This window comes from Bacillus sp. FJAT-29937, assembly GCF_001509555.1.
Lineage (GTDB): Bacteria > Bacillota > Bacilli > Bacillales > Cytobacillaceae > Cytobacillus.
This window is the reverse complement of the sequence record NZ_LMAS01000006.1, coordinates 139,479-156,238: the sequence shown is the minus strand read 5'-3', so window position 1 is coordinate 156,238 and position 16,760 is coordinate 139,479. Positions and strand designations below refer to the sequence as shown.

General features: G+C 41.6%; 11 protein-coding genes. 6 read left to right on the top strand and 5 right to left on the bottom strand.

Annotated elements, in window-relative coordinates; translation table 11 throughout:
- Nucleotides 1-62: 62 nt before the first annotated feature.
- Nucleotides 63-2,195, bottom strand: coding sequence for an MMPL family transporter (locus AR328_RS14360; protein ID WP_066297315.1), 2,133 nt, complete (start codon nucleotides 2,193-2,195; stop codon nucleotides 63-65).
- Nucleotides 2,196-2,633: 438 nt separating this feature from the next.
- Nucleotides 2,634-3,569 (bottom strand): HPr(Ser) kinase/phosphatase, encoded by a 936-nt coding sequence (hprK, locus tag AR328_RS14355; RefSeq protein WP_066296422.1) that lies wholly within the window; start codon nucleotides 3,567-3,569, stop codon nucleotides 2,634-2,636.
- 468 nt (nucleotides 3,570-4,037) lie between these two features.
- Between hprK and AR328_RS14350 the strand changes: the two genes are divergently transcribed.
- Nucleotides 4,038-5,780, top strand: coding sequence for a methyl-accepting chemotaxis protein (locus tag AR328_RS14350; RefSeq protein WP_066296420.1), 1,743 nt, complete (start codon nucleotides 4,038-4,040; stop codon nucleotides 5,778-5,780).
- Between the two features lie 68 nt (nucleotides 5,781-5,848).
- On the opposite strand, the gene AR328_RS14345 is transcribed toward AR328_RS14350, so the two are convergent.
- From AR328_RS14345 to AR328_RS14335, 3 genes are all read right to left on the bottom strand, one after another.
- Nucleotides 5,849-9,019, bottom strand: a complete 3,171-nt coding sequence (locus tag AR328_RS14345; RefSeq protein WP_066296417.1) for a DEAD/DEAH box helicase — start codon at nucleotides 9,017-9,019, stop codon at nucleotides 5,849-5,851.
- Nucleotides 9,020-9,168: 149 nt separating this feature from the next.
- A complete protein-coding gene (locus AR328_RS14340; protein ID WP_066296414.1) occupies nucleotides 9,169-10,014 on the bottom strand; it encodes a VOC family protein in 846 nt (281 codons plus the stop codon).
- Between the two features lie 131 nt (nucleotides 10,015-10,145).
- Complete coding sequence (locus AR328_RS14335) at nucleotides 10,146-11,195, bottom strand: NAD(P)/FAD-dependent oxidoreductase (protein WP_066296411.1); 1,050 nt, start codon at nucleotides 11,193-11,195, stop codon at nucleotides 10,146-10,148.
- Nucleotides 11,196-11,337: 142 nt separating this feature from the next.
- Between AR328_RS14335 and AR328_RS14330 the strand changes: the two genes are divergently transcribed.
- The 5 genes from AR328_RS14330 (at nucleotide 11,338) to AR328_RS14310 (ending at nucleotide 16,621) form a co-directional block, all read left to right on the top strand.
- Nucleotides 11,338-12,120 carry an ABC transporter ATP-binding protein gene (locus AR328_RS14330; RefSeq protein ID WP_066296404.1) on the top strand — a complete coding sequence of 261 codons (783 nt, stop codon included), beginning with the start codon at nucleotides 11,338-11,340 and terminating at the stop codon, nucleotides 12,118-12,120.
- 14 nt (nucleotides 12,121-12,134) lie between these two features.
- Entirely contained in the window at nucleotides 12,135-13,064 is a 930-nt protein-coding gene (locus tag AR328_RS14325; RefSeq protein WP_066296402.1) for an iron-hydroxamate ABC transporter substrate-binding protein, read from the top strand.
- 69 nt (nucleotides 13,065-13,133) lie between these two features.
- A complete protein-coding gene (locus tag AR328_RS14320; RefSeq protein ID WP_066296400.1) occupies nucleotides 13,134-14,144 on the top strand; it encodes a FecCD family ABC transporter permease in 1,011 nt (336 codons plus the stop codon).
- Nucleotides 14,141-15,148 (top strand): FecCD family ABC transporter permease, encoded by a 1,008-nt coding sequence (locus AR328_RS14315; RefSeq protein WP_066296398.1) that lies wholly within the window; start codon nucleotides 14,141-14,143, stop codon nucleotides 15,146-15,148. Before AR328_RS14320 ends, AR328_RS14315 begins: the two co-directional genes overlap by 4 nt.
- A 315-nt stretch (nucleotides 15,149-15,463) precedes the next feature.
- The gene (locus AR328_RS14310) at nucleotides 15,464-16,621 is read left to right on the top strand and encodes an IS256 family transposase (protein ID WP_066296394.1); all 1,158 of its coding nucleotides are present in this window, start codon (nucleotides 15,464-15,466) and stop codon (nucleotides 16,619-16,621) included.
- The last annotated feature ends 139 nt before the right edge of the window (nucleotides 16,622-16,760 follow it).

Below are 16,760 nucleotides of genomic sequence, written 5' to 3'. Positions count from 1 at the left end.
CCGAGAAAAAAATCACGGAGCACTTGATGAGGTGTGCTCCGTGATTTTCTAGCCTTATTTTATTAATGCCAATTCCCTGCTTTGTAGCTCCCTTTTCGAAACGGCAGCCACCAATTCCATTTTCCAAACAGCTTCATTAAGCTTGGGACGAGCAAAAGCCGGATAATCGTTGCGTCAATAGCCACGGCAACGGCGATCCCAACCCCAATCTGTTTCACCGGCATCACGTCCGTAAAGGCAAAGGCCCCTGTCAGAACAATCATGATCAAGGCAGCCGAAGTAATAATTTTACTCGTAGTGGCAAGGCCTTCGACAGTTGCACGGTCATTATCAAGAGAGTTGGCGTATTCCTCCTGCATTCTCGAGATTAGGAAAACCTCATAGTCCATGCTAAGCCCAAAAACAAGGCTAAAGACGAGAACAGGAATAATAAGTGCAATTGTACCAGCCGTCAGTCCAAAATGACCATATTGAAAAATATAAACAAGGATCCCAAACGTTGCTGCTAATCCGATGATATTCATCAAGATTGCCTTTATTGGAATGAGAATGGACCGGAATGCAAGCATCAGAATGAAAAAGGTTGAAACGATTATAACAGTGAGAACGAGCCAAATTTGATTAGAAATTTCATCAAATATTTCCTGATTGAATTTTGGCTGTCCGCCAATGAGTAAATCGAATTCTGTTTCTTTTTCCGATAAATGGCGGGCCCAATCCTGTGCTTTTGTCGAGGCTCCAGAAGCCTTTAATGTAACAGGAATGAGCAGCTTGTCATCCTTAATAAATGATTCTGTTAATGGTTCGAGTTTGGCCTTCATCTCGGGCACTGCCCAAGCCTGTTCCCATTCCACCGGTGAGTGAATCCCACTTAAACCATAAATAGTTTTGACCCCTTCAACCAGCGGATCTTTTGACAGATCCTCTTCTAATTTCTTCATCTGCTCTAACCCATCCGTATCCTGCCAGCCACTTTCCCGTGTGGCTACAATAAATGCAGCGGCTTTTTTACCAAGGCCGAATTCATCCTCCAGCAGCTCATAGGCTTGACGAGAATCATACGATTCAGGCAATGAATCAATTGTCGGAATGGTTAAATTCATGTCCTTTGCTGGGATAAGAGCAATTCCTAATAAAATGAGGGCGATAATCGTAATGCTAACAGGACGCTTGATAACTGCATTGGCAAAAAGGCGCCAGCGATCTGTCCCGTTTTGGTTTACTTTTAGCAGCTGCCACTTATCAATTCTGTCCCCTAAAGCGATTAATACGGATGGCAGGAGCGTGATGGAAGTGAGCACTGCCATCGCAACAACTATCATCCCGCCTATAGCGATATTTTGAAAAATCTCGACTCGAATAAACAGCATAGCGCCTAAACCGATAAACACACAAAAGGCAGAAAAAATGACTGATCGACCGGCTGTCCGAATGGTTGTAGAAACTGCCTCAAATAGGTTAGATTTTTTCCGTTCCTCCCGATACCGGCTGATAAACAAGAGAGCAAAATCAATACTAAGCGCGAGCCCGAGCATCGGAATGATGTTCATGACGAAAATAGATAAATCCACATGGCCGCCTACTATCGTCAGCGTTCCAAAGGATATGAGGATCGTTGTAATCCCAATAATTAACGGAATCGTTGAAGCAATAACCGTTCCAAATGCAAAAAGAAGAACAATCACTGCAATGGGAAGGCCAATCGCTTCTGCAATCATTAAATCCTTTTGACTGGCAGTATTGATATCCTTGGAAATCGCAGGTGCCCCTGTCAGAACGATTCCCTCTTCATCCCCAATTGTTTCACGAATATCTGTTACGACCTGGGCCATATCCAGATCCTTGTCATCAAATTGAAGAATGGCATAGGCAATGTGATTTTTATAAAGTGTTGGGTCCTCTAAAGGTGAAGTTATGGTAGAAGCAACGCCAAGTTCTTCTACTTTTTTTACCATTGCCTCGATTTTTTTATCGCTCGCTTCGTTGAAAACGAGGAACATGGTTTCTACTGGCATATTAAATGTGTCCGCAGCGATATCCATAACCCCCGAATGCTCCCCATTCATTCGAAAGCCGTCGCCCTGCAGCATTGCCGGAAGCCGAATAGCGAAAAACGACATAACAACCGCCAATACTACCCATGCCCAGATGATATATTTATAAGTTTTCGTTACAAAACGTGCTAATGTCCGAATAATCCCCTTCCCCCCATCTAAACATATGACTTTTCTTTTTAGTTTAGCCGATGAGGCCGGAAATGTCTCATAAAACGAGGCTTGGATTAGGGAATTTAGAGTTGGTGGGGTGAGCGAATTATTTATGGTGAGGGTTTTTAGTGGGAGTTCTGCTAAACACAAGCAATGATGCTTTCATAGTTAGCATTGTTGCTGGAAGTACTTCTAAACGCGAGTTATGAACACTTCATAGTGAGCGTTTTGGGCGGAAGTACTCCTAAACGCGAGTTATGAACACTTCATAGTGAGCGTTTTGGGCGGAAGTACTCCTAAACGCGTGCCATGAACACTTCATAGTTAGCGTTTTGACCAGTAGTACTTCTAAACGCGATTCACAAAAGCTCTACAAAAACCCCCTACCCTATCAAACAGGCAAGGGGATCAGCTATTCATTATGACTCATTTCCAGCTCGATTCCGGCCCTTCTCCTTCAAGGCGCTTTATGAATTCCTCCGCTGCGCTGTAGCCTTGCTGTTTTAAATACCAATTATTGGCGGCGGCCTCGATTAATCCGGCCACATCTCGGCCGGGCTGGAGCTGAATTTGTATATGAGGGATCTGAACATCCATGTATTCCGTAAACTTGGTTTCAAGCTCGAGCTCGTTATTCAGATCATCCTTTTCCCACTTCGTTAGTTCAATATCAAGAGCGATCCGGGTTTCCTCTTGGAAAGCCTTCCTTCCATACAGACGCACTACATTTAATAGTCCAATGCTGCGCAGAGCGAGGAATTCTTTATTCATTCCATTATGGGAACCGAGCAGCGTTTGTGGGCTAAGCTTTTTCAACACAACGATGTCATCGGCGATCAGTCGGTGCCCACGTCCGATTAGCGTATGGGCAGTCTCACTTTTTCCAACGCCTGATTTACCTCTCAGCAAAATGCCGATTCCCGAAACGTTCACACAAACACCGTGAACAGCAATCTCAGGTGCCAGTGTTTTAACCATAAAGGCATCAAGCTTTGCAATAAATTCGTAAGTGGAATCCTCTGTTTGCAGCAATGGGATTTTCTCTTCGTTGCAAAATTGGGTCAAGTATTTCGGTTTTTCCTGTTGGGCGGTCACGATAATACATGGAGGATTATATTTAACAATATTGCCAGCACGGAGCTTCCTCTCAGCATCATCTAACGACTTTAAATAATTTACTTCATGCTTCCCAAGTATCTGAACATTTTCCATCGGTAAAAAGTCAAAGAAATCAATAAATTCTAAGCCAGGCCGTACGGTTTTCGGCTTCGTAATGATCCGGTCCAATTGACTCTCTCCAGCCAAAACCTCTAATTTAAACTGCCGAACCAATTGTTCTATCGTAATGGAGTTGCCGCTCATCACGCTCTCCCTCCCGTTTCTCAAATCTTATATTCTTTTAAAAATAAAGTTTTAAGCATATGGTTTCGGTAAAATTCTTCCCTTTTTTCCGCCCATATGAGCAAATTTATAAAAATTTAATAGCGCTTTCAAAAAAGTGTACTAAGCCCTATGTATGATGAAACTTCATAACCTATCTGCATTTCCCTATAATACTAATTACAAATGAACGTTACAACACTATTATGACATCTGTTAAAAAATTGTTAAAAATTTGGGTAAATAATCAAGTGACTTAGTTTACGTTTTAATGAGGTGAAAAGTTTCTTAACTTTGTAAATATTTTTTGTAATTCCACCAGGTGGAATCAAATTCTGAACAAACGAAAATATAACTAAACGAATAACTTTTCATAGCCATAAACCTTAAAAAACTATAATTACTGACGATATATTACTTGATTAAAATAGTTTGAATCGGGGGAAAATTATGAAACCAAGAGAAAGAAAGCTGAGTACGAAAATTATCTTTTCAATACTTGCCTCAATGGTATTTATCCTTGTCGCAGCAACTTTAATTTTATTTCAGAATACAAAAGTGACAGTAGAAAAAACCATCGCCAATTTCAGCATTAATACAGCAAAGACAGTGTCTTCGGGAGTAGACACAAGCACCCTTGAAAAATTCCTTGATAATCCTACGGAGTCTGAAGATTATTGGAAGCTTAGGGAGCAGCTTGGTGATTATCAATTGAAGACAGGAGCAGCGTATGTGTACATTCTTCAAGAAAATAGTAAGAATATCTCTATTCTTGTTGACAGCTCCGCAAAAGATGCGGAAGACGCTGCTGAAATAGGAGCTCCAACGACAGGTACAAGCTTTGAAGATATCGAGCCTACTTTAAATGGGGATTACAATTCCACAGACATTGTCAATGACCCGCAGTACGGCAAGTACCTATCAGCATTTGCACCTATCAATAATAAGGATAATCAAGTGATAGGAATACTTGGTGTTGATATAATGGCAGAAGATATCGGTGTCATTCAGGACAATGTCATATCTAACTCGATGCCGCTATACCTTACCATCCTATTGGCATTGGTGGCTTTTACCGGCATCGTGATGTTCCTATTTATTAGAAAACGCCTTGCTCCATTATCCATCATTTCCAAAACAGCTAGAGAAATTCAGGATGGGAATCTTGATCAGGCAGAGCAGCTGATTAATAGCTTAAAAGTGAAGGGACATGATGAAATTAGGCAAGTAGCTGATTCCTTCAAGGATATGACCCAAAAAATTAATTTATTAATCACTCATATTGTGAATATTTCAAACCATTTATTGCAAGCTTCAGAGCAGCTTTCGAAAGATGTCCATTCATCAAAACGCTCTAACGAAAATAATGTAATCAAAATCAGCACCATCGCAAGCGGAAGCAAGAGCAATCTCCAGCAACTTGAAGAATCCGTTCGGGCAATGGAAGAGATGTCTGTAGGTATTCAAAAAATTGCCGATTCCTCTACAGGCGTTTCCGAGTCATCCAATCATGTAACAGATACAGTTCAATCAGAAAATCAAGAAATCTCTGCTTTAATAAAAGAAATACAAGAGGTGGAGTCCTCCATTATCGGAACGGCGAATAATCTGAACAGCATGATCAGCCAAGTAGACGAAATTAGTAAAATAACAAAGGTCATTACAGAAATTTCGGAGCAGACAAATTTGCTTGCCTTGAATGCAGCGATTGAAGCTAGTCGGGCAGGAGAGCATGGAAGAGGCTTTTCTGTTGTAGCTGAAGAGGTAAGGGTTCTTGCTGAAAAGTCAAAAACCTCCGCAAAGGAAATCTCTCGACATATAAGTGATTTTACAAACGTCACTCAAAACGTCATCACAGAAATGAATAGCAGCATAGTTAAAGCAAGTAATGGAACCGAGTCTGTCAAACATACTGGGAAGGTATTTGCTGAAATCCTTCATTCCGTTCAGAAGGTAAATGAAGAAATCCTTGAAGTTTCTGCTGTAACTGAGCAATTAAGTGCGGGATCAGAGGAAATGTTCGCTTCCCTGGAGAACTTTGCAAACATTACAAAACAAACGGTGGAAGACACAATAGAAGTGGATCGTGCATCGAAAGAGGAAATGGAGAAAATAAACAATTTGGAAGAAACAACTCTTCTATTAAAGGAATTTGCGGCGAATTTGGAAGAATCTATTTCTATATTTAAATAATCTTAATGGTAGAGAGACAAAAACGCCTGAATTTGTCTCTCTATTTTTATTCGATTTCTACGTCGACCTTAAACCCCCAATATCTCCCTAATATCCTCATCCGTAAGAGCAGTCATCACACCCTCCTTGGATTCTATGACTTCTTCTATTAAATGACGTTTCTTCTCCTGCAGTTCATTTACTTTTTCTTCAATGGTGCCGCGAGATATAAGCTTAATAACCTGAACCGCTTTCGTTTGCCCGATGCGATGAGCGCGGTCTGCTGCCTGCTCCTCGACAGCCGGATTCCACCAAAGATCATATAGAATAACCGTGTCAGCACCAGTCAGGTTGAGCCCTGTCCCGCCTGCTTTCAGGGAAATGAGGAAAAAGTGACGCTCTCCTGCATTGAATTGATTGCATAAGTCCACACGTTCTTCGGATGGAGTTTGACCATCCAAATAGAAGAAAGGGAGACCTTGTTTCACCAGTTCTCTGCCAATAAGCGAAAGCATTTTTGTGAATTGGGAGAAAATCAGCACCCTTCTTCCGGAAAGCCTTGCCTCTTCAATGAGCTGAATAAGCTGCAAAAATTTTGCTGAGCTTCCTTTATAGCCGTCTACAAACAATGCTGGGTGGCAGCAAATTTGTCTTAATCTAGTTAATCCCGCAAGAATCCGAATGCGATTTTTCCTGAGTGTGTTCTTATCCAAATGTTTAAGGGTGTCATGACGAAGCTTCGCTAAATAGGCTGCATACAATTTCTTCTGGTCGGGGAGCAGTTCCACTGATACCACCGCTTCATTTTTCTCAGGGAGCTCTGACAGAACATCCTCCTTAAGCCTGCGAAGCATAAAAGGACGTATTCTTCTGGAAATTGCCTTTTTTGACAAGTAACTGTATTCCTGTAACCCCATAAATAATTCTGGAAAGACTACGTGGAAAATTGACCAAAGCTCCTCAAGGGAATTTTCAATCGGAGTCCCGGTGAGGGCAAAACGGTGATTCGCCCCTATTCTTTTAACCGCTCTCGCTGTTTGCGTGATCGGATTTTTAAAAGCCTGAGCCTCATCGAAAAATACTGTATGGAAGGTTTGTTTCTCGTACCATTTGATATCGCGGCGCAGCAGGGGATATGAGGTAATAACTACATCCATATCATTGCATCCCCTTTGCAAATGGGCTCTCTCTGCTTTACTGCCATCCATCACCAATGCTACAATTTCCGGAGCAAACTTCATCAATTCGCTAAGCCAGTTATAAGTTAATGAGGATGGACATACGATCAGAACAGGCTCCCTCTTCTCACGGATATCTGAAAGCTCTGATAAAATAAAAGCAATGCTCTGCAGCGTCTTCCCTAAGCCCATATCATCTGCAAGAATCCCTCCGAACCCATAACCAGCAAGTGTTTTCATCCATCTAAAGCCTTGTTTTTGGTATTCCCGCAAAATGGGCCCTAACCGCTCTGGAACCTTATCCTCGAAACGCTCAGGATTGCGAAGCTTTTCTAAAAACTGCTTAAATGATTCCTCCAATGTAAAGGCGCGGCTCCCCTCTGCCAAATCTAGCAGCCGAAGCCCTTGAACAATCGGGACATTCAATCCGCTTTCTAAATCTTCTTCTTGGGCAGGAACGGCACGCAGGAAACGTTGTATTTCTTCAAACTCCCGTGTTTCCAATGAAAGCAATGATCCGTTTCGCAAACGGTAATACCTTCTTTTTTCCTCTAAAGCCTGTAAAATATCGCGGATTTGCTGTTCAGGTATGCCATCCATTTCAAATTTAAACTCCAGCCAATTGGTGCGTTCCTTCTTGACCCTCACCCTAATTTGCGGACGGGCGTTTTCTCTGAAAATCCGATTTCTTACCGCTGTTGTGGCATAAATCTGCACAAGCTTCTCCAGCTTCGGAACGGTGTAGCATAAAAACTCGAACTCTAGCTCTTCATTCTGCAGAATATATCCGCCATCTGTTTTTCCGAAAGAGCTATCCTCCATCAGCTGAAGGATTGCCTCTTCCTTTTCTTCGTCCCTTATGAGCATGATACTCGCAGGCGGTTCCCGTCCCTCTAACGGGTTGATAACGATGTTTTCATAATGAAACTCAAGCCCGGCAAGCAGACGGTTTTTTACCCGATCCAAATAAAGCTTCGCGATTAACGGAGCCCTCACAAGCCGATTAGCAATGGCATCTGATAGACGAACATTTCCGATTTTTTTTAAGCCAGGAATCACTTTTTCCAGGAAAAAGTCAACCTGATTGCTCGAAATCGGAATTTCACTCGTTCCTGTCGTTTCGAGCATTTGTTTCAATTCCATTAGACGCCTACTGTCCTCTTCTATCAGCTGAATGATTCGACCGTCATATAAGACAGCCCTGTATAAATCCATCACTTTCAAACGGTCCATCCCACTTATACGCAGCCGATAGCTGTTTCTTCCACTTTCTTCAAAGTCGAACTGTAATGGAAGGACCTCTTCTGACAGCTGTAGTCGGTTAAACGTATTTCCAGCATACGTAAGCTTAGCGAGTGGAGCTTTAATAAGGAGTGGCAGAATCCGGCCCCAAGAAGAAGACGGGATCATAAGCATGTGGTCACTTTTTTCACCGTCCGATTGAGCCTTTTCATCTTGCCTTACCTGAAGGAGCTCCTGAATCACATCATCTGTTTCCTTTTGAAAGCAATAAATCCCCGGATCATACGTAAAAAGTGTTGAAAGCTCGCAAGAATGGCCGGCCCCTATTCTATCCAGAAATCCCCGAATATCCTGGACATGAACGGGACCTACTTTTACCTCGACCCCCATCATCCATGAACCCTGGCCCATTTCCACCGGCTTACAGATGAACTCTGCTGCAAGAACTTGTCTATTTTCAAAATGAAGCTGCTCGCCGCTTGACCGAACGGGCTGATCATTGAAAAGCCGAAGCAGACCGTCCGTCAGCAAATCATTCTGCATCAGCTCTGCCCCTTGACGCTGCCGATCGTACACAGCTAGCAAAACAGCCGCAATATGCTGGCAATCATTTTTGACAGAAGCAAGCTTTGGACAGCTGCATGCGGTCTGTATACCGCCAGCATGGTCCTTTTCAATCGTCACATGGAGGTTTTCCGTACCAATAACCGTTGCTTCACAGCGATTATGACTGTATTTATTTATAATTACCTTGCCCGCACGATAAAAAGAGTCTCCTCTTTTGAAGGAGACAGCACCGCACATGTCTTTGATCATTTTTTGAGTTAAATGCAGTTCCACATGCATCGCTCCTTTCCGAGGATACATTCTATATATTTAATCATACTCTGCAAATAGAAGAAAAGGCAAAAATAGAGGGAAATTCTCCAACCAAAATAAAAAAAGCCCAAGATGGTTGTGTTCTCCATCTCTAGGCCTGCTTTATCTACTTAAATCACCAACCGAATCCGATTCCCAGCTGGATCACTTGTCACATAATAATCCTCTTCCTCTTTAACCGATGCACCGATTCCCTTCAACTGTGCAACCACGTTGTCTCGTGCTGCCTCATCCGGAAAAACAAGTGTATACCATTTCAACCCTACACTATTTTCCGGAGGGGTTGGAGCCCCCACTCCTTGCCAAGTATTGATGGCAATATGGTGATGATAGCCTCCGGTTGATAGAAAGACAGCTTGCGGGTAGTAGCTAACCGTCTGGAAACCAAGGCCTTTCGTATAAAAATCCTCTGCCTTTTGGAGATCAGCTACATGCAGGTGAATATGCCCCATCAGAGTATCAGCAGGCAAACCAGTCCACTCCACATTGCTTTCAGCCAAAATCCCTTCCCCGTCCAGCTGTTCCGTCGCCATATCCACTAACCCATTCTTCCAAGTTCTTTCATCAGACGGGCGGTCACGATAGATTTCGATTCCATTTCCATCTGGATCATTAAGGTACAAAGCTTCACTCACATAATGATCGGCCGCTCCAAATCGGTAGCCAGTTTGAAGTAAATGCCGCAAAAAGACAGATAAATCAGCTCGGGTTGGCAGCAGAATGGCATAATGATATAAACCTGACGTACGGCCAGTTTTCGGGATGACATCTGCAGGCTGCTCAAGCGTGACTAATGGTGTTTTCCCATCCGTTGTTAGGACAGCTTTGTGACTAGACTCTTCTAATACTTTGAAGCCCATTAAATTCTGATAAAAGTGGATTGAGGCTTGTAAGTCTTTTACTTTTATATTGACTTCTCCAACAAACACATTTGGCTCTCTATGGAATGTTCTCAAATTAATTCCTCCTTTGTAATAGTATCCGTCTTATTAAGAGCAATTTATTGCAGCATAATTATATTGAATTGAAGGTATACCATTTCAAAACATTTGTAAAGGAAAAAATCAGGGGATCCCATCCTGCCGATTTAATTCATCATTTGCTTCACTAATTCCCGATTGCGCTTTTTAAACACTTCATTATGAGAGGATACCATTCCGGCTGAATATGCACTTGGGTCAATGAATTGCTTCGCTTTATTGACCGCATTGGCTGCATCCTGAAAGGCGCCAGCAATTAAATTTAATTTCCCTTCATGCATAAGAATGTCTCCAGCCGCATACAGCCCGGCGACTGAAGATTCGCTATTTGCATTACCTGCAATATAATCATTGTCTGCTATTTTAATATGCAGCTCACTGTTTTTCAGCAATGCCGTATCGCGTTCATACCCATGATTAATAACGACTTCATCGATAGCCAAGGACGAAACCTCCCCCGTTTGATGATTGGTCAGCTCTACACACTCGATCACCTCATGATTCTCACATGCTATGAGCTTCGATATGGATGATTGAAAGAAACACTTTACTGAACTGTTTAACAGCTGTGTCACTTGTGCTTCATGGCCTGTTAAAGCTTCTTTTCTATAAGTTAAATACACCTTTTTTGCCACTGGCTCCAATTCATTTGCCCAATCAATCGCTGAATTTCCACCACCAGAAATAATCACTGTTTTATCTTTAAAGTGTTTTAATGATTTTACGGTGTAATTTAAATTAGATACTTCAAATCTCTCAGCTCCTTCAATCTCAAGCTTTTGAGGATTCAATATGCCGCTGCCCACTGCAACGATCACTGTTTTCGAATAATGTTTTCTACCTGAAGCTGTATGTAAGACAAATATCCCCGCTTCATCGCGGGTAATGGATTCTACTTTTTCGTTTAACACGACTTCTGGATTAAATGTTAATCCTTGCTCAACAAGCTGTTTGATTAATTTTGCACCTGGAATTGGTGTCAGCCCACCAACGTCCCAAATCATCTTCTCTGGATAGACATGGATTTTGCCCCCTAATTGCGGCTGGTACTCAATCAGCTTTGTTTTCATCTCCCGAAGCCCGCTGTAAAAGGTCGAATAAAGTCCTGCTGGTCCCCCTCCAATTACTGTCACATCAAATAATTCTTGCTCATTCATTCCGCCCACTCCTCTAGATAATGATTCTCATTATCATTTAATTATTGACATTAGAAATATATGACATTATAGTAATGATTATAGTGAAATTGATAATCATTATCAATATAAACTTCTACTTATAAAGAAATGGGAGGTACAAATGGTCCGCTTATATACTGAAGACTTAAGCATTGGCTATGAGGAACGATTAATCGTAAAAGAGCTTTCCGTAAAAATTCCGGATAGAAAAATCACAACGATCATTGGACCGAACGGCTGTGGGAAATCTACGCTATTGAAAGCGATTACCCGTATTATTTCTCATCAATCAGGTTCAGTCATTTTGGACGGAGGGAATATTTCAAAGGAAAATACAAAGCAGCTTGCAAAAAAAATGGCGATTCTTCCACAAACACCTGAAAGCGCAAGCGGATTAACCGTTGGCGAACTCGTATCATATGGCCGTTTTCCTTATCAAAAAGGCTTTGGCCGGCTAACACCAAAAGATTATGAAGTCATTGATTGGGCACTAGAAGTGACAGGAACATTCGATTTTAAATTTCGTCCTGTAGATTCACTCTCAGGAGGCCAGCGCCAACGTGTATGGATTGCGATGGCACTTGCACAAGAGACGGAAATTATCTTTCTTGATGAGCCGACTACATATCTTGATATGGCCCATCAGCTAGAAGTGTTAGAGCTTTTGCAAAAGCTCAATCACGAGCAAGAACGGACGATTGTGATGGTGCTTCACGACTTAAACCAAGCTGCCCGCTTTGCTGACTTTATTATCGCTTTAAAGGATGGAGAAATCGTAAAGGCTGGAGATTGCGAAGAAGTCATTGATCCTAGCGTCCTTGAGCAAGTTTTCCATATTGATGCTCAAATAGGGCGGGATCCGCGCACAAACAAACCGATGTGTCTAACTTACAATTTACTTTAAGGAGAATAAGAACAATGAAAAAACTATTATTTCCCTTTTTACTATTATGTGTACTGATCATTAGCGCCTGCAGTAATAAAACAGCCGAAAATGACAGCGCTGCAAAAGCAGATGAAAATGTGAACAAAACTGAAACCACTACGTATCAATCAGAAAACGGCCCAATCGAAGTCCCTGCTCATCCAAAACGTGTCATTGTTCTTTCCTCTTTCGCGGGTAACGTCATGGCATTGGATGTGAATCTTGTCGGGGTTGATTCATGGTCAAAAATGAATCCTCGTTTTGATTCAAAATTAAAAGACGTAGCAGAAGTGTCTGATGAAAGCTTAGAGAAAATAATAGAATTAGATCCGGACTTGATCATTGGATTATCAAATATTAAAAACATTGATAAATTAAACGACATTGCACCAACAGTTACTTATACATACGGGAAAGTAGATTATTTAACACAACACTTAGAAATTGGCAAACTATTAAATAAAGAAAAAGAAGCTCAAGCTTGGATTGACGATTTCAAAAAGCGTGCCCAAACAGCTGGTGATGAAATTAAAGCAAAGATTGGTGCAGATGCAACCGTTTCTGTCATTGAAAACTTTGACAAGCAGCTTTATGTATACGGCGATAACTGGGGCCGCGGCACAGAAATTCTTTATCAAGAAATGGAATTAAATATGCCTGAAAAAGTGAAAGAAACGGCGTTAATAGACGGCTACTATGCTTTATCTTTAGAAGTTCTCCCTGAGTTTGCCGGAGATTATTTAATCATAAGCAAAAATAGCGAAACAGATAACTCATTCCAAGAAACAGATACGTACAAAAACATTCCTGCTGTCCAAAATAATCATGTATATGAAGCTAATATGAAAGAGTTCTATTTCAATGATCCTATCACACTTGATTTTCAATTAGACTTCTTCAAGAAAAGCTTTCTAGGCAACTAATTATACGAAGGGGGATTCTTATTAGAAGAATTCCTTTTCCTCATTTATTAATAGGAAAAGTGAGATAAAATGACAAAAAACAACCGATCTTCCATTTCATTTACATTGAAGCTAATAGCAGGAATTCTTGCCTTTCTTTGTATGTTTATAGCTTCTTTAGTATTCGGAGCTGCAGACACCACAGTAAAAGATGTATGGCTCGCCCTTACTTCCCAGGCAACCGGTGAAAAATTGTCCATCATCCGTGAAATTCGCTTTCCACGTGAAGTGGCAGCCATTTTTGTTGGTGCAGCTTTATCTGTTTCAGGGGCCATTATGCAAGGAATGACTAGAAATCCACTGGCAGACCCCGGTTTACTTGGGCTAACGGCTGGAGCCAATGCTGCTCTCGCTTTAACCATTGCATTTATCCCTTCTGCCAATTACTTCGGCATTATGATTGCTTGTTTTATTGGTGCGGCCGGCGGTGCGGTGATGGTTTTTAGTATGGGAGTGATGAAAAAAGGAGGGTTTTCCCCTTTTCACATCGTATTAGCAGGGGCTGCAGTATCAGCCTTCCTCCACGCCATCGCGGAGGGAGTCGGGATTTATTTTAAAATTTCAAAAGATGTATCAATGTGGACTGCAGGCGGAATAATCGGAACTTCATGGAGCCAGCTGCAAACCATCATTCCCTTCATCACGATTGGCATACTCATGTCTCTTTTCCTCTCAAGGCAACTCACCATTATGAGCTTAAGTGAGGAAGTGGCTGTTGGGTTAGGGCAAAACACGGCACGAATAAAAACTCTTTTATTTATTATCATTATTCTTCTAGCTGGTGCGTCTGTGGCACTTGTCGGAAATATGGCATTCATCGGGTTAATGGTTCCACATATCGTCCGTGCGATCGTTGGAACGGATTATCGCTTTATCCTTCCGATGTCTGCCATTACAGGAGCGACCTTTATGTTATTCGCAGATACATTGGGACGTACGATCAATTCTCCATTTGAAACACCTGTAGCCGCCATTGTCTCGATGATTGGACTGCCATTCTTTCTATTCATCGTACACAAAGGAGGTAAAGTATTCTCATGATCGATCCGGCCTTAATAAGAAAACAACGTATAACATTAGCCATTTTATTTGCACTAATTATTTTGACAGTCTTTATTGGTATGGGAATGGGCTACTCCGCTCTCTCCTATAACCGCCTCATCCCAACTATTTTAGGTTATGGGACGTTTAAAGAGGAGTTTGTATTATTTTCCGTTCGACTGCCGCGAATATTTATCACATTGCTAGCAGGAATGGCTTTAGCCCTATCTGGCGCCATTTTACAAGGCATCACCCGCAATGATTTAGCTGACCCAGGTATTGTCGGCATTAACTCGGGAGCAGGTGTAGCCATTGCTGTATTCTTTTTGTTCTATCCGCTTACAGCGGGTTCATTTGTTTATTTGCTTCCGATTATCGCTTTTGTTGGAGCTATACTCACCGCTGGCTTCATTTATCTATTTGCCTATAACAAAAACTCCGGCCTTCAGCCCGTAAGACTTGTTCTCATTGGGGTTGGATTTTCTATGGCCCTTTCCGGAGTAATGATCGTTCTGATTTCATCTGCTGAACGGGAAAAAGTAGATTTTATCGCCAAATGGCTTGCAGGGAATATTTGGGGCACAGATTGGCCTTTTATATGGGCCATTCTTCCTTGGCTCGCCATCCTTATACCTTTTACATTATATAAAGCCAATCGGTTAAATCTCCTTAGTCTGAGCGAACCAGTAGCCATCGGCGTCGGTGTATCCATTGAAAAGGAGCGGATCGTCCTGCTTTTAACAGCGGTTGCACTAGCAGCATCCGCGGTTTCGGTAACAGGAGGAATCGCCTTTGTCGGGCTCATGGCCCCGCATATTGCTAAAGCTTTAGTCGGCCCAAGAAACCAACTATTCCTGCCCATTGCCATTTTGATTGGCGGATGGCTGCTGTTGCTCGCTGATACGATAGGCCGCAATCTCGTTGACCCTGATGGCATACCAGCTGGGATTGTCGTTGCACTCATTGGGGCACCGTATTTTATGTATTTACTTTTGAGGAAATAAAAACACAAAATCCCTAGAGTTGTGAAGTAAAGTCTCAAGGGATTTTTCATTTATTATTAATACTCCAAACTTCTGTCAAAGCTCTCCCTGGTAAATGTCCCAAATAGCAGATGTTGTGATTATGTCCATATAATTGTGTAAAAAGAAAAGGAGTCATTTTATTCCTTCTTGTCTACAATGTTTAACAGCGACGATAAACAAGGAAGAGAGGAANGATTATGTCCATATAATTGTGTAAAAAGAAAAGGAGTCATTTTATTCCTTCTTGTCTACAATGTTTAACAGCGACGATAAACAAGGAAGAGAGGAATAAAAATGACTCAAATACAGTTTAACCTAGATTTAGATCTTTTAAAAGAATCGGTAATGAATTCTAATATTGAAATGGTTGTAAAGTCGTCTATTGTGTTGGTTCTAAATGAATTCATGGAAAAAGAACGAGATGATTATTTACGTGCAGCTGCTTATGAACGCTCGCCTGATCGCCGGGATTATCGGAATGGCTATTATGAAAGAGAATTGATTCTTAGTATTGGGAAAATAAAACTAAGGGTACCGCGTACAAGAGAGGGTCACTTCTCTCCTTCATTATTCGAGAAGTTTTCCCGAATGGATCAGGCTCTAGTTCTGTCTATGTTAGAGATGGTAATTAATGGGGTATCCACGAGAAAAGTCACAAACATCATAGAACAACTTTGTGGAGAAAGCGTCTCAAAGTCTTTCGTATCTTCCCTGACCGAGAAGCTTGACCCGATCGTAAAACAATGGGCCAATCGTCCACTGAATGTAGAGTATTTTCCTTACCTGTATGCAGATGCCATGTATATTAAGGTTCGGGAAAATCATAAAGTCGTATCGAAAGCTGTCTATATTATGACGGGAATGAACGTTAAGAAAAAGCGCGAAATCCTAGGGCTAAAAATAGATCACGTAGAAAGCTATGAGGCCTGGAGGGATTTCTTCCAAGGCTTAAAAGCCCGAGGATTGCAGTCTCCAAAACTGGTTATCTCAGATGCGCATGCAGGATTAAAAAAAGCCATTGAGCGTGAATTTATTGGGACTTCATGGCAACGTTGCACAGTTCATTTTAAACGAAATATCTACAACAAGTTACCTAAGAAAGACATAAGGCAAGTAATAGCTGATATTCGAAAAATCTATCAAGCAATATCTGTGGAAGAAGCTAGATACTTTAAAGAAGAATTTATTTCACGTTACAGTCAGGAACCGAAGGTAGCTAAGGCCATCGAGGTGCTTGAAGACGGCTTTGAAGAGTCTATCCAATATTTCAATGAACCAGTAAAATATCACCGCTACCTAACCAGTACGAATTCACTGGAACGTTTAAATCAGGAAATTAGAAGACGAGAAAGAGTCATTCGGGTATTTCCTAATACACAGTCCGCATTTCGACTAATTGGTGCATTGTTAATGGAGAATGAAAATTTACAGTTAAACAAAAGAAAGAGATGAATAGCCACGAACGCGAAGCGAAATTTTTTTCTGGGGGAAGGGGGTACCCCCTTCCCCCAGAAAAAAATCAAACAGAGGTATCAACTATACTAAGGTTAGCATTGTTGATTTGATTTTACACAAAAATAAGGACTTGACT

What these genes read in the sequence shown, in the direction of transcription:
- AR328_RS14330 (WP_066296404.1), top strand. Translation starts at nt 11,338, where the DNA reads ATGGTCCGCTTATATACTGAAGACTTAAGCATTGGCTATGAGGAACGA.
- hprK (WP_066296422.1), bottom strand. Translation starts at nt 3,569, where the DNA reads ATGAGCGGCAACTCCATTACGATAGAACAATTGGTTCGGCAGTTTAAA.
- AR328_RS14335 (WP_066296411.1), bottom strand. Translation starts at nt 11,195, where the DNA reads ATGAATGAGCAAGAATTATTTGATGTGACAGTAATTGGAGGGGGACCA.
- AR328_RS14325 (WP_066296402.1), top strand. Translation starts at nt 12,135, where the DNA reads ATGAAAAAACTATTATTTCCCTTTTTACTATTATGTGTACTGATCATT.
- AR328_RS14315 (WP_066296398.1), top strand. Translation starts at nt 14,141, where the DNA reads ATGATCGATCCGGCCTTAATAAGAAAACAACGTATAACATTAGCCATT.
- AR328_RS14350 (WP_066296420.1), top strand. Translation starts at nt 4,038, where the DNA reads ATGAAACCAAGAGAAAGAAAGCTGAGTACGAAAATTATCTTTTCAATA.
- AR328_RS14320 (WP_066296400.1), top strand. Translation starts at nt 13,134, where the DNA reads ATGACAAAAAACAACCGATCTTCCATTTCATTTACATTGAAGCTAATA.
- AR328_RS14310 (WP_066296394.1), top strand. Translation starts at nt 15,464, where the DNA reads ATGACTCAAATACAGTTTAACCTAGATTTAGATCTTTTAAAAGAATCG.